The organism is Rhodococcoides trifolii, assembly GCF_014635345.1.
Taxonomy (GTDB): Bacteria; Actinomycetota; Actinomycetes; order Mycobacteriales; family Mycobacteriaceae; genus Rhodococcoides; species Rhodococcoides trifolii.
In genome coordinates this window covers 332,147-351,670 of the sequence record NZ_BMCU01000005.1, presented here as the reverse complement: position 1 = coordinate 351,670, position 19,524 = coordinate 332,147, and the positions used below count along the sequence as shown (strand labels likewise).

18 protein-coding genes are annotated in these 19,524 nt (G+C 65.1%); 9 read left to right on the top strand and 9 right to left on the bottom strand.

The window, feature by feature from the left end; translation table 11 throughout:
• The first annotated feature begins 10 nt into the window (after nt 1–10).
• Nucleotides 11–796 carry a meso-2,3-butanediol dehydrogenase gene (budC, locus tag IEW02_RS21520; protein WP_188546941.1) on the top strand — a complete coding sequence of 262 codons (786 nt, stop codon included), beginning with the start codon at nt 11–13 and terminating at the stop codon, nt 794–796.
• A gap of 63 nt (nt 797–859) precedes the next feature.
• Here the strand turns inward: budC and IEW02_RS21515 are convergent, their stop codons facing one another.
• Nucleotides 860–1,576, bottom strand: coding sequence for an alpha/beta hydrolase (locus IEW02_RS21515; RefSeq protein WP_188546940.1), 717 nt, complete (start codon nt 1,574–1,576; stop codon nt 860–862).
• A 197-nt stretch (nt 1,577–1,773) separates the two neighbouring features.
• Here IEW02_RS21515 and IEW02_RS21510 point away from each other — a divergent pair, with 197 nt between their 5' ends.
• Nucleotides 1,774–2,541 (top strand): SDR family NAD(P)-dependent oxidoreductase, encoded by a 768-nt coding sequence (locus IEW02_RS21510; protein WP_188546939.1) that lies wholly within the window; start codon nt 1,774–1,776, stop codon nt 2,539–2,541.
• Between the two features lie 27 nt (nt 2,542–2,568).
• Here IEW02_RS21510 and IEW02_RS21505 read toward each other — a convergent pair whose 3' ends face one another.
• The 5 genes from IEW02_RS21505 to IEW02_RS21485 form a co-directional block, all read right to left on the bottom strand.
• On the bottom strand, nt 2,569–2,964 hold the full coding sequence (locus IEW02_RS21505) for a VOC family protein (protein ID WP_188546938.1): 396 nt from the start codon (nt 2,962–2,964) through the stop codon (nt 2,569–2,571).
• A 55-nt stretch (nt 2,965–3,019) separates the two neighbouring features.
• The gene (locus IEW02_RS21500) at nt 3,020–4,135 is read right to left on the bottom strand and encodes an alkene reductase (RefSeq protein WP_188546937.1); all 1,116 of its coding nucleotides are present in this window, start codon (nt 4,133–4,135) and stop codon (nt 3,020–3,022) included.
• Nucleotides 4,136–4,262: 127 nt separating this feature from the next.
• Nucleotides 4,263–5,252, bottom strand: a complete 990-nt coding sequence (locus IEW02_RS21495; RefSeq protein WP_188546936.1) for an Lrp/AsnC family transcriptional regulator — start codon at nt 5,250–5,252, stop codon at nt 4,263–4,265.
• A 78-nt stretch (nt 5,253–5,330) separates the two neighbouring features.
• Nucleotides 5,331–6,257 (bottom strand): glucosyl-3-phosphoglycerate synthase, encoded by a 927-nt coding sequence (locus IEW02_RS21490; protein WP_188546935.1) that lies wholly within the window; start codon nt 6,255–6,257, stop codon nt 5,331–5,333.
• Nucleotides 6,258–6,291: 34 nt separating this feature from the next.
• Nucleotides 6,292–7,329, bottom strand: coding sequence for an alpha/beta hydrolase (locus IEW02_RS21485; RefSeq protein ID WP_188546934.1), 1,038 nt, complete (start codon nt 7,327–7,329; stop codon nt 6,292–6,294).
• A 258-nt stretch (nt 7,330–7,587) separates the two neighbouring features.
• Between IEW02_RS21485 and IEW02_RS21480 the strand changes: the two genes are divergently transcribed.
• The 5 genes from IEW02_RS21480 to IEW02_RS21460 are packed head-to-tail and all read left to right on the top strand — an operon-like array spanning nt 7,588 to nt 14,683.
• Nucleotides 7,588–9,042, top strand: a complete 1,455-nt coding sequence (locus tag IEW02_RS21480; protein WP_188546933.1) for a condensation domain-containing protein — start codon at nt 7,588–7,590, stop codon at nt 9,040–9,042.
• Nucleotides 9,039–10,490, top strand: a complete 1,452-nt coding sequence (locus IEW02_RS21475) for an MFS transporter (RefSeq protein ID WP_188546932.1) — start codon at nt 9,039–9,041, stop codon at nt 10,488–10,490. The genes IEW02_RS21480 and IEW02_RS21475 overlap by 4 nt, the downstream gene beginning before the upstream one ends.
• Nucleotides 10,490–11,704 carry a lipase family protein gene (locus IEW02_RS21470; protein WP_188546931.1) on the top strand — a complete coding sequence of 405 codons (1,215 nt, stop codon included), beginning with the start codon at nt 10,490–10,492 and terminating at the stop codon, nt 11,702–11,704. The genes IEW02_RS21475 and IEW02_RS21470 overlap by 1 nt, the downstream gene beginning before the upstream one ends.
• Entirely contained in the window at nt 11,701–13,455 is a 1,755-nt protein-coding gene (locus IEW02_RS21465) for a CocE/NonD family hydrolase (protein ID WP_188546930.1), read from the top strand. Before IEW02_RS21470 ends, IEW02_RS21465 begins: the two co-directional genes overlap by 4 nt.
• A gap of 28 nt (nt 13,456–13,483) precedes the next feature.
• A complete protein-coding gene (locus IEW02_RS21460; protein WP_229746213.1) occupies nt 13,484–14,683 on the top strand; it encodes a lipase family protein in 1,200 nt (399 codons plus the stop codon).
• Between the two features lie 28 nt (nt 14,684–14,711).
• On the opposite strand, the gene IEW02_RS21455 is transcribed toward IEW02_RS21460, so the two are convergent.
• Nucleotides 14,712–15,536, bottom strand: a complete 825-nt coding sequence (locus IEW02_RS21455) for an SDR family NAD(P)-dependent oxidoreductase (RefSeq protein ID WP_229746212.1) — start codon at nt 15,534–15,536, stop codon at nt 14,712–14,714.
• Nucleotides 15,537–15,653: 117 nt separating this feature from the next.
• On the opposite strand from IEW02_RS21455, the gene IEW02_RS21450 reads away from it, so the two are divergent.
• On the top strand, nt 15,654–16,571 hold the full coding sequence (locus IEW02_RS21450) for a LysR family transcriptional regulator (RefSeq protein WP_188546927.1): 918 nt from the start codon (nt 15,654–15,656) through the stop codon (nt 16,569–16,571).
• A 5-nt stretch (nt 16,572–16,576) separates the two neighbouring features.
• Here the strand turns inward: IEW02_RS21450 and IEW02_RS21445 are convergent, their stop codons facing one another.
• Nucleotides 16,577–17,029: a MarR family winged helix-turn-helix transcriptional regulator gene (locus tag IEW02_RS21445; protein WP_188546926.1), complete on the bottom strand. Its 453-nt coding sequence runs from the start codon at nt 17,027–17,029 to the stop codon at nt 16,577–16,579.
• Nucleotides 17,030–17,041: 12 nt separating this feature from the next.
• Nucleotides 17,042–18,265, bottom strand: coding sequence for an FAD-dependent monooxygenase (locus IEW02_RS21440; RefSeq protein WP_188546925.1), 1,224 nt, complete (start codon nt 18,263–18,265; stop codon nt 17,042–17,044).
• Nucleotides 18,266–18,782: 517 nt separating this feature from the next.
• On the opposite strand from IEW02_RS21440, the gene IEW02_RS21435 reads away from it, so the two are divergent.
• Nucleotides 18,783–19,433, top strand: coding sequence for a CatB-related O-acetyltransferase (locus IEW02_RS21435; RefSeq protein WP_188546924.1), 651 nt, complete (start codon nt 18,783–18,785; stop codon nt 19,431–19,433).
• Nucleotides 19,434–19,524: the final 91 nt, after the last annotated feature.

Sequence of the window (19,524 nt, the reverse complement as noted above, 5' to 3'; positions counted from 1 at the left end):
GGGATTTGTAATGGCAACGCGGACAGCTTCTTTCGACTTCACCGACAACATCGTCATCGTCACGGGTGGCGCAAGCGGAATCGGACTGCAGGTCTCCACCGACTTCGTTCGATCCGGCGCGCATGTCGTGATCGTGGGACGCGACCAGCGGAAGTTGGATGCTGCCCGGGCGGGTTTACCCGCGGGGTCGGTCACGACCGTTCGGGCAGACATATCCGATCAGAACCAGGTTCGTGATCTGGTCGATTCCACGGTTCGTGATCACGGCGGTATCGACGTCGTCATCAGCAACGCAGCGCAATTCATCCCGGGGGACATCACCGACGTCAGTGCGGACCAGTGGGCCGATCTGCGCTCGACCAACATCGACGGGTTCTTCTACCTCGCGCAGCAGACACTTCCGGTGCTTGCGCAGCGCGGCGGCACGTTCATCGCGACATCGAGCGTCTCCGGGCTGCGCGGCGACTGGAACCAAGCCGTGTACAACGCTTCGAAGGGAGCCGTCTCGCTCTTCGTGCAGTCTCTGGCACTGGACTGGGCACCAAGGGGAGTCAGGGTGAACGGGGTCGCCCCGTCCGTGACCAACACCGAGGCCCTCGCTGACATCACCGGAAACGACACGATCCGACCGCATTTCGAGAACCGAGTTGCCTTGGGAAGGCTCGCTGAGACAGAGGACATCGCGCCGGCTTTCCTCTTCCTGGCCAGTGACGCGGCGCGATACGTCAACGGCGTGATTCTTCCCGTCGACGGGGGAACGTCCGCGTCGACCGGCCAAGCGCACATCGCTGCATGATCCAGACGCCGTGCCGGATGGTCCTGCGACTCCAGATCGCCCTGTGCTGCGCAGCAGCAGGTTTCACGACGCGTCGACGACCTCGCGAAGATGATTCGCGACGAGGTCGGGGCGTGAAAGAAACGGATGGTGACCGGTCGGCAGCTCGATCGAGCGGGTCGCGCGAGCGGCGTGCCTGCGCTGCAGGCCGGCGGAAGTCGATCGGTCCTCCGCACATACGAAGTACGTCGATTCTCGGCCCTGCCACGCTGCGCGGGTGGTGGGCGTCGTGAATGCGGCCACCGACTGTTCCGTCACGCGGCTCCATGCATTCGCACGTACGGCGGGATCGTCGACGTCTTGAAGAAAGCGCGCGCCGAACGATTCTTGGTCGTATCCGTCGACTTCGAGCATTCCGGCCGAACTCGGCCTCACCGCAACCGGGTCCCGCTCACTGCTGAGAAGCTCGCCTTGCGCTTGTCCGACGGAGGGAAGGTACGACGAGATGTACACCAGGTGTCGCACGTTGGGATGGTCGGCTCCCTCGGCCATCACCGTCCCTCCGTAGGAATGTCCGACGACGATCAGATCGTCGTCGGCTTCGTCGAGACTTCGCCGAAGTGCTGCAGCGTCCTCGGCGAGGCCTGCACCTGCGTCGTGCGATGCTCCTTCTGCACACGAGGGGAGCTGCACGGATCGGCTGCTCAGCCCTGAACTCGCTTGTAGCAGTTCGGAAACCGGACCCCACCACCAGGCTCCGTCGCGAACGAGTGCGCCATGGACGAACACGATGCCGGTCATGTCGTTCTCCCTCTGTCGGACCTGCTCAAACTACTGCGCTGCGGCAGCAGTGCGCTGGTTTGTCTGCCCAGAGCAGAACAGAGTTCGTCGTCGATCAGTCGGCTGCGAGGGGTACCCCGCGAGTGCGCCTCCCGTCAGTGACTCCCCGCGGCACCGTATTCAGGATTGACTGATCAGCGTGGAAGGAGAACACACACATGACAGTTACCTACGACTTCACAGGCAAGACCGCCTTCGTGACCGGCGGTAGCGCCGGCATGGGCGCCGCCACCGTCCGCGCATTCGCGCAAGCGGGCGCCGCGGTGGCGATCGTCGATCTGGACGGGGACGCTGCCCGACAACTCGCAGACGAGCTGAACACCGACGGGCTCAGGGCCGTGGCAGTGCAGTGCGACGTCTCCGACGAGTCTCAGGTTGCGGCGGCAGTACGGGCGACCGTCGAGACGTACGGCAGCCTGGACATGGCGTTCAACAATGCCGGAATCATGCTTCCCCCGGTCGATTCGGCGGACGAGACCGCCGACGCATTCGACACGATCGTGGCCGTCAACTTGCGGGGCGTATGGGCATCGACAAAGCATGAACTCGTGCAGATGCGCAAGCAGGGGTCCGGTGCCATCGTCAACTGCTCGTCGCTCGGCGGTCTGGTCGGCGGCAGTGGACGCGCCACGTATCACGCGACCAAGCACGGCGTGATCGGCGCAACCAAAAGTGTTGCACTGCAATACGGTAAGCATGGAATACGCGTCAACGCCGTCTGCCCCGGAACCATCAGCACACCGATGGTCGAGCGGATGATCGCGGGCGGCGAGCTCGACCCGGACGCGGCGTCGGCAGGAGTGCCGTTGGGCCGGTTGGGGCTGCCCGAGGAGATTGCGGCGGCGGTGCTTTGGCTGTGCAGCGACGCCGCGAGCTACGTCACCGGCGTTGCTTTGCCTGTGGACGCTGGTTACACCGCGCAGTAGTTCCCCGCAGTAGATTTCGCCCTGCGGTTACAGCCCGACGAAGATGCAGAACGGGTGGCCGGCTGGGTCGGCATAGATCCGCAGCGGCTCCTCCGGATCGTTTCGCTCATCGCGCAGCAACGTTGCCCCTAGATCCATTGCGCGCTGGTGCTCTCGGTCGAGCTCGTCCCCGGAACCGACCTTGAAGTCCAGGTGCATCATCTGCGGGTGGTCTCCGTCCGGCCACGTTGCGGCTGGGAGTGTTGCGACTTGCTGAAACGCGATCCGCCAGGTGCCGTCCGGTGCAGTGATGGCAAGCCAGTCCGGGTCGATCAGGTCGGCGTCGCCGACGATATACTCGAATCCCATTAGCTGCCGGTAGAACTCGGCGAGTTGCCGGGTGTCGGTGCAGTCGATCACGACCTGGCGAACCGAGATCGTCATGGTGTGCCTCCCTCTCTGTACCCGGTGTACGGAAACCATTGCACGTGCTCGACCACTACGCCAGAGGCATGAGTCGCCCCGCAGCGTCCGCGAGGGTCGGGTAGTCGGTGTAGCCGCGCTCGTCGCCGAGGTAGAAGGTCGCGTGATCTGCGTCGGTCAGCGGTGCCCCGGTCCTGAGCCGTGTCACCAGGTCGGGATTGGAGATGAAGTTGCTACCGAAGGCGACCATGTCGGCTACGCCGGATTCGACCACGTCCAGCTGGGCCGGCCCGCTCGGCCAATCATCGTGGGTGCGATGGGGATTCAAGATCAGGACGCCGTGCCAGCGCCGCCGGAGTCTACGGGTGAGTTCGCGGTGGCCGGGAAACTCGAACACGTGAACAAACGCAAGATCGGTCGGTAACTCGTCGACCAGAGCGGAGTACACCTCGTCGAGGTCGTCCTCGTCGATTCCGCCGGCGGTGCACCCGGGCGAGACGCGCAGGGCCAGGCGTTCGGCGCCGATGCGGTCGGACACCGCGTCAGTCAGTTCGACAGCGAAGCGGATGCGGCCGGTGACGGTTGTTCCCCACCCGTCTGTCCGGAGGTTGGCGTTCGAGCTGAGGAACTGGTGGATGAGGTACCCGTAGGCGCCGTGTAGCTCCACGCCGTCGAACCCCGCCTGTATGCACTTCTCGGCGGCGGACGCGAAATCCTCGATGGTGTCGTCGATGTCGCGCGGGGACATCTCACGCGGAGTGGGATAGGGCTTGCGCACGGCTGGGCCGGTGGTGTTGACCCTGACGACTCCGTCGGCGGCGACGGCCGACGGGCCGACCGGGTGAAGGCCGTCGGGAAGCAGATCGGGGTGGCTGTTGCGGCCTGCGTGTTGGAGTTGTCCGAATATGTGTCCCCCGGCGCGGTGGACACGGTCGGTGACGGCGGTCCACGAGCGGGCCTGATCGTCGCTGTGCATGCCCGGGGTGAAGGTGTATCCCTGACCGATCGGACTGGGCTGCATGGCTTCTCCGATGATCAGACCGGCCGATGCGCGTTGTTCGTAGTACTGAGCCATCAGGGGAGTCGCCGAGAGTGCGGGCCCGTATGCCCGCCGTCGTGTCAGCGGCGCCATGGCGATGCGATTGTTCAGAGTGAGACCGGATACTTCGATGGGATCGAACGCGGTGGGCACGAGACTGTCCTGACGTCGCTGGGTTGATAGGCCGAGCGTGCCGTCCGGAACTCGGTCGGTCGAGGGAGTCGACGTCGTTTCGGCGTTTGTCGACACGACCTGCGCGTACGACAGGGATTTTCGACACTCACGAGGTCAGGTCGCGTCGCGCTCTCTTGATGCTGCGCAGGTGCGGTGCGGTCTCGACATGCTGTATGCCCGGGAGCCGAGCGAGATCGCCGGTGATGTACCGGTACATCGCGTGATCGTCCACGCAGTGCGCTACCGCATAGAGATTGGTGTTGCCTGTGGTGGCCGCGGCGAAGCTCACCTCCCGGTGTCGGGCGAGAGCGATTCCGGCGTGCGACAACTGGGCGGGAGCAACAGTGGCCCATATCGCGAAAGTCGACGTGTAACCGAGCAGAGTCGGATCGAAGTCCACGTCGAAGTAGAAGGCCCCTTCAGCCGCCAATGCGTGCACCCGAGACTGTGCGGTGTCTTCACTGAGGCCGCTGGCCCTGCTCAGCTGCTTCAGGCTCGCCCGACCGTCGATCGACAATGCCTGCAGGAGTCGACCGTCGGGATCGTGGTCGTTTCGGGCTCGGGGCTTCGGCAGGTTGGTCGGGTGTCCAGCCTCGAGGGGGCCGTCGTCTTTGGTGAGCAGACTGTCCGGGCCACCGAAGAACACACTCATGCACAGCTGCGCCGACACCGACGCGACGCTGTGCTGAGCCGAGAGTTCGCGCACCAGAGCGAAACCGGTCTCGGTTCGCTCTCGAAACACCATCGTCGTCGATTCCACTCCCTGCGGGCCGGCCACGGTACTGATCCACGCGGTGTCGGTACGTACCGCCAGATTGGACATCAGAGAATCGACATTGTTTGCTGCACTTCGTATTCGAAGCAACCAGAGCTCGTGTCGGGTCGGGTTCGGTTCGGTGAGAGCGACGACGCGTACGCCGGCCCTGTCGCGTAGCCGCTGATAGCGGCGCGCCACGGTCTGATCGGACACTCCGAGTTCCGCGGCCATGGACGAGAACGGGCGGCGGGCGTCCGTCTGCAGCAGCCGCAGGATCCCTCGATCGACGTGATCGGCAACGTACGGCTGCGGTCGTTTCACCGTGCGATCGGGTTGCATGGATGCCACCCTGCCCGATCCGCCGGTCGTACAGCATGGGCAACACGCGGCAGCCGACATTCGGCCGCCGCTCTGCCGTCAGACCGGGATCGTCGACGCCAACGGTGGACGATCGCCGAGGGGCGCAGGCGCCACGGTCGCGGCGAACGGATGTCCTGTCGATGCGAACGAGGTGAACCCCGTACCCGAGTCCTCGATACCGAGTCGCGTCAGCATGGTTGCCACGATCTGTCGGCTCATCACGGCCAGTTCCGAAGTCGGCCGGTTCCTGTGTCGGCGTTCCCCGAGTCCCACTTGCCCGATGCCGTTCGTCCCGTAGCGGTGGTACGCGTCGAGCAGCAGTCCGATCTCCACCCCGTAACCGGGTGCGAACGGGACGGACTCCAGAAACGTTCGCGTGCAGGCGTACTCACCACCGAGGGGTTGCAGCACGCCGGCCAATTCGGGCACCAGCGCCGTCAGCAACGGTCGGGCCAGCAGTTGCGTGACGCGACCGCCGCCGTCGCTGTCGGTCTGTCCCGCCACCGACAACGGACGCCGGTAGAAGCCTTTGACGAGGTGAATTCCGTTCTCCATCAGCAGAGGGCCGACGAGTGAGGGGACGAAGTGCGAACCCGGGCCGACGAGATCCGCATCGACGAACACGACGATGTCTCCCGACGTAGCCGCCACCGACCGCCAGAGCACTTCCCCTTTCCCGCCGTTGACGGGGACTCCTGGAAGTGCCTCCTCTCGGGAAACGACCTGTGCACCTGCCGATGCCGCTCGTTGCACCGTCCTGTCGGTCGATCCGGAATCGAGGACGACGACCTCGTCGACCAGTCCTCCGAGGTGGGGTGTGATCGTGGCGACGACGTCCGCGACGGTGTCTTCCTCGTTCAGGGCGGGAAGAACCACCGAGACCGTCCGCCCGCCCTTGGCTCGGATCAACTCGGTTGTGCTCCAGGGCGATCGCACCCATGAACGGGTGATGGCCGGCGTCCCTTCGGCTGGATCGTCGTACATTCGATCTCCCTTCGTCGTGGCGCGGCAACGCCTGCTAGGGCGTGCCCGCCGGAAGCCCGAGCGACGGTGCGATGACCGACCACGAGTCGTGCAGGTCTTGCTGCCAGTAGGCCCAGGAGTGTGTCCCCGACGGGCGAAAGTTGTACGTGGCCGGGATGTTCAACTGTTGCAGCCTGTGCTCCATCTCGTGGGAGCAGTTGTCGGTCGTTGCTTCGATGACGGCGCCGATCGCGAGCTGCTGCGCGAGCGCGCCGTAGTCGTTGCCGATGCCAGGAGCGCCGAGAACGTCGTAGGGACCGGGCGCTCCGGTTCCGCTGGAGATGTACAGAGCAGTACCACGAAGCTTCTCCGCGTTGACGAACGGATCGTTGGCCACCCACAGCTCGCTCCCGGGTGGACCCCACATGTTCGTCGTGGATCCTCCGCCTCGGGCCTCGACGACCGACCGCACGTACATCTCGCCCACAGGGTCGCTGGTCCGAGCGCACCCGCTGTAGGACGCGACGGACCGATAGACACCCGGGTTCGCTATTGCCAGTTGCAGAACGGAGGTACCGGCCATGGAGATACCGGCCACGGAATTCGCGCCGCTCGCGTCCAGAAGCCGGTCGAGGAGAGGAGGCAATTCGCGTCCCAGAAAAGTCGACCATTTGTTTCGGCCGAGTACCGGGTCGTCGTTCAGCCAGTCGGTGTAGTAACTCGCAGCACCTCCACGCGGAACCACGACATTCACGTTCTTGTCGGCAAAGAAGTCACTTATGTCCGTTCTGTCCACCCAGCTGCTGCCGCCATCTCCTCCGGCGGCACCGTTGAGAAGATAGAGAGTCGGTGCGCCGGCCGAATGGGCTCGATACACCTGTAATTCGATGTCGCGAGCCATGGATCCGGAGTGAACCCATACCGTGTCGGGGTGACCGTCGAAACGGTCGATCCGCACGACGGACGACGCCGGAATCGCCTCGGCCACAGCATGAGACATCGTCACCATCGATACGACGGAACAAAGCAGCGCAACACCTGTGGAGATTGCGGCGCGAATGGTGCTCACGCGCTGCCGGGGTGGGGTCGGCATCGATCTTCCTGTCGTCGAGAATCGTCACGGGTGAACGTGAAACGAACCCGTCTGACGGAACCGACAGTAGAACCTGTTCCGCAGAATCACCTACGCCGGAAGTAAGTTTGTGAGGGCACAACACCGGCCCGAGAATGCGTTGGTCGTTTCACAAACGCACCGGATGTCCGTTCTTTTCGAGGCCGACAGGTGATGCACTGATGTCTCCGCACCGGAACGAGGTCAGCGGAATTCAGTGTTCTCGGAAAGGTTTGTGCTGTGGTCGAATTCGGACTCATCGACAAATGGGCGCCCGCCACCGGCGCCCTCACCACGTGGACGCCCACCGCCGCCTCTCGCGTCGCAGCGGCGTCGGCGCCGGTTCACCCGGTGCGGCCGTCCCACATCCAGCAGGCCTACCTGGACGCGGCCTACCGCAACCGGGGATCGTCGTTCCGCTTCTCCAGACTGTGCCTGGTCACGTTCCGCATCGAGGGCCCACTCGACCTCTCGGCGATGACGTCCGCAATCAATTCGTTTGTCACACGCCATGATTCGTTTCTGAGCTGGTTCAGCACCGGTGCAGAGGGGTCGGTGCGACACCTGGTTGCGGCGGACGACGTCGAGTTGCAGGCCACGGCCTACGGTGTGCCTGCTTCGACGGCCGACATCAGGCGACACGTCCAGGAGACCACACCCGGTCCGGAACGCTGGGACTGCTACTCGTTCGGGACGATCGAACACGACGACCATTTCGTCGTCTATGCCGCCATCGACCATCTCGACACCGACGGCATCTCGCAGGCCCTGACCTTCTACGAACTCAGGCAGCTCTACATCAACGCAGCATCCGGAGTCGACGGCGAGCTGTTCACCCCCGGGAGTTACCTCGAGTACTGTGAGAGGGAGCGAGCCGAGAGCGACACCACCACCCTCGAGTCACCGGCGGTGCAGAAGTGGATCGATCTGGTGGTCGACAACGGCGGGGACCTGCCGACGTTTCCGCTGCCCCTGGGCCGCGCCAGCGACGGCTACACCCGAACCTCGCACAGCTCCTTTCCCCTGTTCGACGGTGCCGGCGCGCAGGCGGTGGACGACGCCTGCGCCGCGGTCGGTGCCAAGTTCATCGGGGGCATCTTCGCTGCGGCGGCGATCGCCGAATACGAACTGGCGGGCCGCATCAGCTACCTGGGATTGACGCCGAAGAGCACCAGGGCGACAGCGGGGGAGTTCGCGTCGATCGGCTGGTACTCGACACTGATCCCGATCTCGATCGAGTTGGGCACCGAGCCGACGTTCCTGAAACTGGCCGCTCGCGCGCAGCAGGCGTTCGACACGGGCAAGTTGCTTGCGAACACCTCCTACCACCGGGTGCTCGAACTGATCGGTCCCGAGCAGGGCATCACCACGCAGCCGGGGTGGTCGGCACCGATGATTTCGTACGTCGACGTTCGCCGCCTCCCCGGTGAAGCGGATCTCGACGGTGCGCACGCCGGCCTCTTCGGTAATCGTGGCAGCTCAGAGGAGGTGTTCATGTGGATCAACCGGTTCGACAACCACACCGGTGCCGAGTTCCTCTACCCCGGAACCGACGAAGCCGATCGGTCGATCGACCTCTACTTCTCCAAGATCTCCGAGATCCTGGGTGACGTGATCGCGTTCGGGGACTACTTCGTCCCCGATGTCCCCGCGATTCCGATGATGTCGCATCTGCCCGGCGTCAGTCGAATATGACGGTGCGCAGACAGGCGTCATGGCTACCGCTCTGCGCCTGCCTCTGCGCGGTCACCATGCAGATGATCGACGTCACCGTCGTCACGGTGGCGCTGCCTCCCATCGCGCAGGATCTCGATGCGTCCGCCGCCGCACAGGTGTGGATACCCACTGCCTACTTGTTGGCGTTCGCATGTGCTTTGCTCACGATGGCGCGATTGGGGGACGTCTTCGGCCGTCGGTTTCTGTTCGTGGCCGGGGCCGTCTCGTTTGCCCTCGCTTCCGTTGCGTGCGCAGTGGCCCCGGACTCGCACTATCTGATTGCGGCCCGTGTTGCTCAGGGTGTGGCAGGTGCTGCCATGTCTGCGCAGACGGTCGCGATCGTGACGGCCGCGTATCGAGATTCACTGCGCACGAGAGCATTTGCTCTCTACGGCGCCGTCGCGGGCCTGGCCGGACTGGCCGGACCATCGGTGGGCGGGCTGCTGATCGACCTCGACGTCGGTGGGTTGGGCTGGCGCGCAATATTTCTCGTCAACGTGCCGGTCGGTGCGTTGACCGCTGCTCTCGGAGGCTCGGCGTTGTCGAGGCGGGTGAACGGAACACGAGACCCAGGAACGCGATTCGATCCGATCGGGTCTGCTCTCTGGTCGCTCGGCACCGTTCTCACCGTCTATCCGATCGTGGTCGATCTGTCGTTCCTCGCGACGGTGACGACCGCCGGAACCGGTGCGACACTTCTGGCCACGTTCGTGGTGTACGAACGCATCCGAGCAGCTCGAGGCCTGCACGTTCTCATGCTGGTGGAGTTGTTCGCTCAGCGGGCTTTCGCGTCCGGATGCACGGTGTCCGCTCTGCTGTACGGCACCTTCACCGGGTTCGTTCTCACCGTCTCGATCACCATGCAAAGCGGGTTGGGCAAGAGCGCCACGACGGTGGGTCTGCTCACGGTGCCGTTCGCAGCAGGTGCAGTGCTCGCGTCACTGGCGGCTCCGGCTCTGTTCTTCCGGTACGACTCTCGGGTCGTGCCCGGTGGTGCGCTGATGCTCTCTGCCTCGTTGGGGGTGATCGGTGGGCTCAGCGAACAGCTGTCCGATCCGACGGTGTTGCGGTGGGTGACGGTACCGCTCTTCTTCGCCGGCGCGGGCCTGGGGGCGATGATCGCGCCATTGCAGAGCACTGTCGTCGCGGGGATCGACTCGACGGCCATCGGGTCCGCGTCGGGAATGCTGCCCACGGTTCAGCAGATCGGTTCCGCGGTCGGTACCGCCGCGGCCGGAGCCGCTCTGTTCTCCGGATTACCGCCGCGGCCGACATCTTTCGACTATCTGACAGCGCAGCAATCCGTGCTGTTCGCCATGAGCGCGGTGATGGCATTCGCAGCCGCGCTGGCGTTCACCCTACCGAGAACCGACCATCACAGCGTTGCCGGCGAATCCGGCGACCGAGAATCGAGAAGAGTCCATTGATGCGTCGTCGCGCGCGATTCGCTGCGTTCACCCTGGCGGTGGGACTGCTGCCCGTACTGCTCGGTGCCACGCCCAGCGCGTGGGCCGAACCGATCGAACCGACGCCGGTTCCCGGCACGCTCTACGCGCAGACACCTGACCTGATCGGACGGTCCAACGGCGATGTGGTTGCCAGCCGCCGTTTTTCGAGCCCGCTGTATCCCGGTGCCGACATCTGGCAGATCCAGTACCGATCTTCGGACTCCCGCGGGCAGGCGATCGCTGCGGTCAGCACCGTGCTGGCGCCCGCGAATCGAGTTCCCGGCGGTCCGCTGCTGTCCTACCAACCGTTCGTCAACGCCCTCGGGTTGCAGTGCGCACCATCGGAGTCCCTGTTCGGCCCCGACCCCACGACGGGAGTTCAGGAGAGGGAATTCCTCAACTTGGCTCTCGTGCGAGGGTGGACCGTCGCGGTTCCGGACCACCTCGGACCCAAGAGTGCCTACGGCGCAGCGCGACTCGGCGGACAGATCACGCTCGACGGGATACGAGCGGCGCAGCGCGTCCCCGAGCTGCAACTCGGCGCAAGCCGGGTCGCGATGGCGGGCTACTCGGGAGGAGGGATGGCGACCGCTTGGGCTGCGGCTCTCGCGCCCACCTACGCACCGGAGATCGATCTGGTGGGTGTTGCCGCCGGAGGAGTTCCTGCCGACATCGACAACATCGCACGCTCGCTCGGTTTTGCGCCGCACCAGGCCTTCGGGTTGGCCTTCGCAGCTGCGCTCGGCCTCGAACGGGAGTATCCGGACCGGTTGCCGATCACCGAGCAGCTCAACGACGAGGGCATCCGGCTGCGCGATCAAGTCGTGAACGCCTGTACACCGGTCATTCTGGCGACCGGCGCCTTCAAGAGTGCCATCGCCGTCTCCAAGAACACCTCGCTCGTCGACAGCCCGGAAGCGCAGCGCATCATCGACGAGAACAGCCTGGTCCGCTTCGACGGAGTGCCGACTGCCCCGATCCTGTTGTGGGCCAGTGACAACGACCCACTCATTCCCATCGGTGCGCTACGTGACACCGCGGCCCGGTACTGCGCCGGCGGCGCGACCGTGGAGTTCGACGTCGTCCACGCACCACAGCACATCCAAGCTGCGTTCGAGGGTTTGCCCGCCGCGTTGACGTTCCTGAACAACCGATTCGACGGAGTCGCCGCGCCCGACAACTGTCCGCGATGACGTCGTCGAGGCTGCTGGCAGCAGCAGTGGCGCTCGTCGTGGCGTGGGCCGCCGCACCGGCGCATGCGGCCGAGTTTCCGGATCTCGCGCCCCAAACGCTGGGTGGGTACTCCGCGTACACCCGCTACTTCGATGTCCGCGTCGGGCCCGGCCACGACCAGCAGTGCACGGTCGTGGGGGACGTGTACGTGCCCGACGGGCTCGCCCCCGACCACCGCGCTCCGGCGATCCTCACCAGCAACGGCTTCGGAGGGTCCAAAGACGACCAGGGCGGCGCCGCAGCGCGTTTCGCGGCCCACGGGTACGTCGTCCTCACGTACTCCGGACTGGGGTTCGGCGGGTCGACGTGCAAGATATCCTTCGCCGATCCCGACTACGACGGGGCGGCCGGGTCCGCGCTGATCGATTACCTGGCCGGCGACAGCGCGTCGGCGTACCTCGATCCCGCTCGTACCGTACCCGCGCCGGCCCTCGACGTGGTTCGACTCGACTCGGTCGGCGATCCGCGAGTGGGATATCTCGGCGGTTCGTACGCGGGCGCAACGGGTTTGGCCACCGCGTCGGTCGATGCCCGGCTGGATACGGTGGCCTCGATGATCACCTGGAACGACCTCGCCCGCTCGTTGGCACCCGATGCAGGGGGCGCGTCCCCTGTCGGTGCCGTTAAAAGCATCTTCGGGTCGGGCTTTCTCGCCGCAGGCGCCGTCCTCACCGGTCCGTCCGGATACGCCGCGGATCCGGCGAGGGCCGACGACTGCCCGAACTATCCTCGGTGGGTCTGCGCCGCGGCGGCAGATTTCGCGGCCAACAGAACGCCGGACCCGGCAACCCTCGCTGCCTTGCGTCATGCCTCGCCCGCCGACTACCTCGGCCGCGTCAATGTTCCGGTGCTGTTGGCCCAGGGACAGAAGGACTCGCTGTTCGGGTTGAGTGAAGCGTCCGCGACATTTCGAGCGCTGCGCGCGCGAGGTATCGAGACGTCGATGATCTGGCATTCGTGGGGACACGACGACCGAAAGGCCGCCCCGGGGGAGTTCGACATCAAAGCGCCGGATCCGTTCACCCAGCACGAGGCTGCTCTGGTGGGAAACTGGCTCGACAGACATCTCAAAGACAGGGCAGCAGAGCCGATTCCGGCTTTCACCTACTTTCGCGACTGGATTCCCTTCACGGGATCGGCGTCCCCGGCCTACGCGGAGTCGCAGTCGTTCCCAGTCGGTACGCCGACGGTTCTTCACCTGGATGACGGTATGTTGTTGCAAGACAACGACAAACCCGGACCCTGGACTCGCGTACTCCGCGGTGCCGGCGGCCCGGTGCCCACCACTTTCGGCGTCCCGAGCGTGGCGGGAGACTCACCGATCCCACGGGTCTCGCTTCCCGGTGGTGCTGTGCGGTGGACCGGCGCCCCGCTGACCGGCCCTGTCGACGTCGTCGGATCTCCTGTTCTGACGATCGGTCCACACACGACCGGGCGGTGCACGGTGTTCGTGACCCTGCTCGACGTGGGGCCGGACGGCATCGGTCGCACGATTCACGGACTCGCCGCGCCCGCCGTTCTCACCGGTGCGGGTACGGCCGTCAGTGTGTCTCTTCCGGGCATCGTGCACCGATTCGACACCGGACATCGCATTGCCGTCGAGATCACCGCCTCAGACCCGTCTTTCGCGGGCGGGCCCGGTCCTGCGGACGTCACCTGGGCGCAGTCGGATGCGTCGAACGAGCTTTCCCTTCCCGTCGTCCCGTCCTGACCTCATGAACGTCCTCGAAAGGCTTGTCGTGTCGAAGAGATTTCACATCCGTGCGGCCGTGCTCGCAGCGTTGTGCGTCGCGCTCCTCCCGTTGGGTGCCCATGCGACGGCGGCGCCGGCTCCGACGGTTCCGGACCCGGACCCGTTCTACGCAGCTCCGGCAGACATCGCCGACCATGCTCCGGGTGACGTACTGCAGAGCCGCCGAGCGGACGCCTGGATGTACCCGAACACCGATGTCTGGCAACTGAAGTACCGGTCGACCAATTCGGCGGGCGCTCCGGTCGCCGCAGTGACGACGGTACTGATGCCCCGCGGTCACGGGGCCGGGACGCCTCTGGTGTCCTATCAAGCGGTCATCAATGCGCTCGGCGTGAAATGCGCTCCGTCGCACGGATTGTTCACCTACGAGATCGGTGAGGCGCCGAGTCTGTACCTCGGTTTGGTCGCCCGCGGTTGGGCCGTTGCCGTGCCGGACTATCTCGGGCCGAACGGCGCGTACGGTGCGGCCGAGTACGAGGGACGCCTGACGCTCGACGGGGTGAGAGCGGTGACGCGGTTCGAACAACTGCCCCTCGCGGACAGCCCGGTGGCGCTGGTCGGATACTCGGGTGGAGCGTTGGCAACGTCCTGGGCGAGCGCGATGGCGCCGACGTACGCACCGGAACTGAACATTGTGGGCACCGCGCAGGGCGGCATTCCCGCAGACCTCGGCCTGATCGCACAGAACCTCGGATACAGCGCCATTCCCCACCCGGCGTTCGGCATGGCCCTCGCGGCGTCCCTCGGGCTCGAGCGTGAATACCCGACCGAATTTCCAGTCTCGCCCAATCTGAACGCGACGGGACTCGCGCTGCGGGATCGCGTCAGCAACGAGTGCCGTCGCAGCATCATTCTCGGCGGAGCCTTCAGGAGCGCACGTGACCTGTCGACCGTGGACATTGCCTCGCTGCCCTCCGCGCAGGCGGTACTGCGCAAGAACAGCCTGGTCGACTACCCGGGCGTTCCCACCGCCCCCGTGTACATGTGGCAGGGCCGCAACGATTTCATCACCCCGTTCGCCCCGGTCGAAGCGACCGTGAAGAGATACTGCGAGTCCGGAGCCACGGTCGAGTTCCGGCCGTACCCGCTCGCCGAGCACTTCAGCGGCTCGATCGTCGGACTACCGGAGGCGTACGCGTACATCGAAGCGCGTTTCCGGGGTGAGCCGGCGCCGTCGAATTGCTGACTGCCGGTCGGGTCGAGGGTCCTCCGGTTCACCCACCGGCTCGACCGAAGGCGGCGAGGGCGGTGGGTTGCCAGCGACGCCACGTATCGAGTCGGTCCTGGTAGATCGGAACGATCGCGTCGTACGTCTTACCGAGAAACACTCGGTGGGGTGCGTCGTCGGTGTCGACGATCTCGAGGATCGCGTTCGTGGTCGCTGCAGCGTCTCCCACGTCGAAGCCATCTGCGGTGGAGGCTCGCACGTCGTCGTAAGCGGGGTTTCCCGGGCTGACTCGTGAGCCGGTGGCCAGCCAGTCGGTGTCGTACGGTCCGGGCTCCACGTTCGTCACCCGAATGCCGAATTGCTCCACTTCCTGCCACAACGACTCGGACAATCCTTCGAGCGCCCACTTGGACGCGTGGTAGGCACCGATGCCCGGGTAGGCCCGAACGCCGCCCTCGCTCGTGATTTGCAGAATCCGTCCGGAACCTTGCGCACGCATGATCGGAAGCACGGCTTGCGTGACCCACACGGCTCCGAAGAAGTTGGTTTCCATCTGAGACCGAATCTCCGCTTCGGTGAGCTCTTCGACCATGCCGAAGTGTCCGTATCCAGCGTTGTTGACCAGTACGTCGATCGTTCCGAAATGTTCCGCTGCCTGTCGGACAGTGGCGAACACGGCGTCGCGATCGGTGACGTCGAGTTGCAGTGTCAGAACCCGAGTTCCGTACTCGGTAGCCAAGGATGCGAGGTCCGCTGTGTTTCGCGCGGTTGCGGCGACGCGATCGCCGCGCTCGAGTGCGGCCCGCGCCCACAGATTTCCGAAACCCTTGGAGGACCCGGTGATGAACCACGTCTTGTTGCTGTCGGCCACTGTTTCTCTCCTTCTGTCGGTGCCACCAGCCTGCGCTCGCCGCACCCATTCCACCAGCGACGATTCTGCACACGAGGTATGCCGGAATTGCATGACTCGATGTGGTCGAATGGAGGGGTGACCGAGTGGAGCCTCAGCGGACTGCGGGTAGTGCGTGCGGTGTTCGAGACCGGGTCGTTCACAGCTGCAGCGCAGACTCTCGGCTACACCCAGTCGGCCATCTCGAGGCAGGTCGCGTCCGTCGAGGCCGCCGCCGGATCGACGTTGTTCGAACGCGGCGCGCGCGGGGTCCGGCCGACCGCAGCGGGGACACTGGTGGCCTCTCGTGCGGCGACCGTACTGAACGAGATCGACGCGGCGACCCGCGATCTGGCCACCGCGAGGAACCTGTTGACCGGCACGGCGTCGGTAGGAGCGTTCCCCACCGCGGCAATGGTTCTCGTGCCGCGCGCCATCGGCCGCATCCGACAGTCGAACCCGGAACTCACCGTCGAAATGGTGGAGAGTTCGACTCCGACACAGCTACGGCAGCTCCGCGCCGGTCGCATCGATGTGGCGGTGGTCGCCGTCGGGCACGGGCTTCCCGAGTACGACCTCGACGAGTTGCGTGTCGAGACGGTGATCGACGGAAAGCTGTTGGTGGCCGTGGCATCGGACCACGGGCTTGCACATCGAGGCCGCGTCGACGTCGCCGAACTGGAACGCGAATCGTGGATCGTCGGCAAAGGCGCGCGCGACGACCCACAATTCGGTGCGTGGCCCACCCTGCCGGAACCGCGAATCGGTATGCGAGTTCGGGATTGGTCCGCCCGTATGGGCTGTGTTGCAGCGGGATTGGGCATCACGGTCATTCCCGAGATCGCGGCGGCCACGGTTCCGGACGGGGTCACCACGGTGCAGGTCGACGACCTCGGGTGGGGTGGCCGGACGACCTACGCGATCACCGTGCAGGGACGCTCGGCGTCGACGAGCGCTGTCGTCGGCGCCGTGAGGGCCGAAGCCCGCACAATTCGAGAGGAAGGTCGCAGAGCGTGACGTTCTCAGCTTCTCTCGTCGGCTCGGGGGAGTACGGCCGCCAGTCGAACGAGAAATTCACGAACGACGGTCAGCGTCCGGTCGTCGTAGTCGTCGAGTGCAGCCTCGAGGTGGTCCGCCGATCGTCGGATGAACGGTTCCATGCGCGCGTTCGCCAGTTCGGTGGCGCGTAGCGTCACGATGCGCCGGTCACTGCTTTCACGGCTGCGAATCACGAGGTCCTGTTCTTCGAGACGGTTGATCACGGCGTTCGTCGCGCCGGAGGTCAACCCGATCCGCGACGAGAGGACGGCCGGTGAGAGCGGAGCGCCCTCGCCCTCCGCCCACAGGATCTCCCCCAGTGCTGTTCCATCGGTCGTCGGTAGGTTCATCCATCGGGCGAGTTGACGGGTGGACTCGTGATAGCGCGCCGCGTAATGCCGAAGAGCTTCGAGCGCTTCGGTTCTCGGTGTGGACATCAGTCGATTCTTTCAGACGCCGGCCCGCAGGAGTGGATACTCCGGCAGCTTCGGCACGTGCTTTTCACTTGTGAGCAAGTTGTTTTGAAAGAAGCGTCGCACCGGGGCGGATGCGGCCACGCGAGTGGCACCCCGAAGAGCCTTGACGCCCAGCGACGTCGAGGGATGCATCAGCCGAGCGCCGCCGCGGGGCAGTCCCTGCGCGCTGTCGGCGTAGCCACGCATCAGTTGCTCGTATCGAGCGAAGGCGACGTCGGGCCGGCCGGGGTGCGCGGACAGTTCCCCCGTGAGGATGTGCGCGCCGACCAGCGCGAGCGTCGTTCCCATTCCGGTGGGGCCGGAGCCCCAGGCTGCATCGCCGACGAGGGCGACGCGCCCTTTGCCGAAGGTGGACACGATGACCTGCTCCATGCGCTGGGTGTAGAACTCGTCCGGCCGGGCGGTGAAGCCCTCCAGCACGCGTTCTGCCTTCCACCCCGCGCCGCGGAACCGCTCACCGAGAATCTGTAGCTGCACAGCAACCGGCAGGGTTTCGAACCCGAACGGTTCTGATTCGAACGACATGCTCGCTCGGATGGTCCCCTCGTTGTCGGGGCGCAGCGAGACGACACGTCCACGGGTGCCGGTGTACCAGTCCCAGGTGTCGACGTCGTCGGGATGGCGGTCGAGCGTGCCGTAGGTGATGCTCACTCCGAAGTCGCGCAGCGTGGTCTCCTCGGCGAAGACCAACCGCCGGGTGCGGGAGCTGCGGCCCTCCGCGACGAGCAGGAGGTCGAATCGTTCGTCGGTGCCACCGTCGAAGGTGACGTCGACTCCGGTGTCGTCCTGGCGGACGGCCGTGACGAAGTCGCCGAAGCGCAGGTCGACATCGTCGGGGACCACGTCGACCAAGATCTGTGCCAGCCTGCCGCGCAGGATCTCGATTTCTGCGGTCGGCCCGTCCTGTCCCTCCTCGCGGGGGAACACTGCGTAGGGCGTGCCCTGCTCGTCGACGAAGCGGGTGCCCTCCTCGCCCGTCAGATTCTGCATGATGGTCTCTTGAATACCCATGCGAAACAACACTTCACGTCCGAGACCGCGAATGTCGATGTTCTGTCCGGTCTCGCGTGGCTTGTCCGAGCGCTCGAGCAGGGTGACGTCGAAGCCGGCCTTGCTCAGGCCCCACGCGAGCGTCGGGCCGGCGATGCTTCCGCCGGTGACGAGAACGCGAGTCCGGCCGTGGGAGGGGTTTGTCACGAGGGGAGCCTTTCGTCGAGTGATCGATCATCGATCACTCGAACCAAGATAGCTCCACCATGAAGTAACTTCAAGGTGATGCTAAAACGCGTATGCAGACAACCTCGACGTCGAGGCGAATTAGCGTCGTACCGGCGACCTACCGCCACGTCGACTCGGTGTCGAACGACTCCCAGTCCGCCCAGTGGTGGAACACACGCACGAGAGCACCGTCGATGTCGAGGACTCGGCCGGTGTCGGCATAAATGCATTGCGCGTGTCCGCGAGGAGGCCGGCTGTCGTATCGCGGCGAGCATTTCCAAATGTCTGTGCTCTTGTCGACGTCGTCGTCAGGCACATCGAGGACACGCCGGTCGAACGCGCCACCTTCGAAGAGAAGTCGCACATTCAGAGTTAACCCGTGGGCCGAGGTTCGAAACCTTCGGGTGCAGGTCCGGGTTCCGGCTGCCGTGGGTGACAACGGATCAGGCGCCGGATTGCTGCCGTCACCTCGGACGTGCGTTGTTACCCTCGATCGATGACAGCACCCGACGCATCGACTCTACATCCGGTTCCTGGACAGTCTCGGGTGGTGCTGTTGAAACCGCTGGTGTCGAACCCGCTGATCGACATCGGTGACTACACGTACTACGACGACCCGGATCACGCCGACCTGTTCGAATCGCGAAATGTGTTGCATCACTACGGACCGGATCGCTTGGTCATCGGAAAGTTCTGTGCTCTGGCAACGGGAGTCACGTTCGTCATGAACGGAGCGAACCACCGTATGAACGGTGTGTCGACGTATCCGTTCCCCATCATGGGCGGTGCGTGGGCCGACCACGTCGACTTGGTATCAGGTCTGCCTGTACGAGGTGACACAGTCGTGGGCAACGATGTCTGGATCGGTGGAAACGTCACGATCATGCCAGGGGTACAGATCGGCCACGGAGCGATCATCTCCACGGAATCTGTTGTCACGCGAGACGTTCCCGACTACACGGTCGTCGGCGGGAATCCGGCGCGGGTCATCCGTGAGCGCTTCGCCGAAGACGACGTCCGGACGCTTCTCGACATTGCCTGGTGGGATTGGCCGCTCGAACTGATCACTGCGCACGTTCGCACGATCTCGGATGGATCGGTGGCCGATCTTGCGGCGATCGCCGGCGCTGAGCCCGTGCCCGAGTAACCGGAGTCGGGACCGACCGACCCGCCCGGTGCTGTATCGACTGTCAGCTCGATATCGTCGCCGAGCGAACAGGAATGGGAACCGCCGCGAA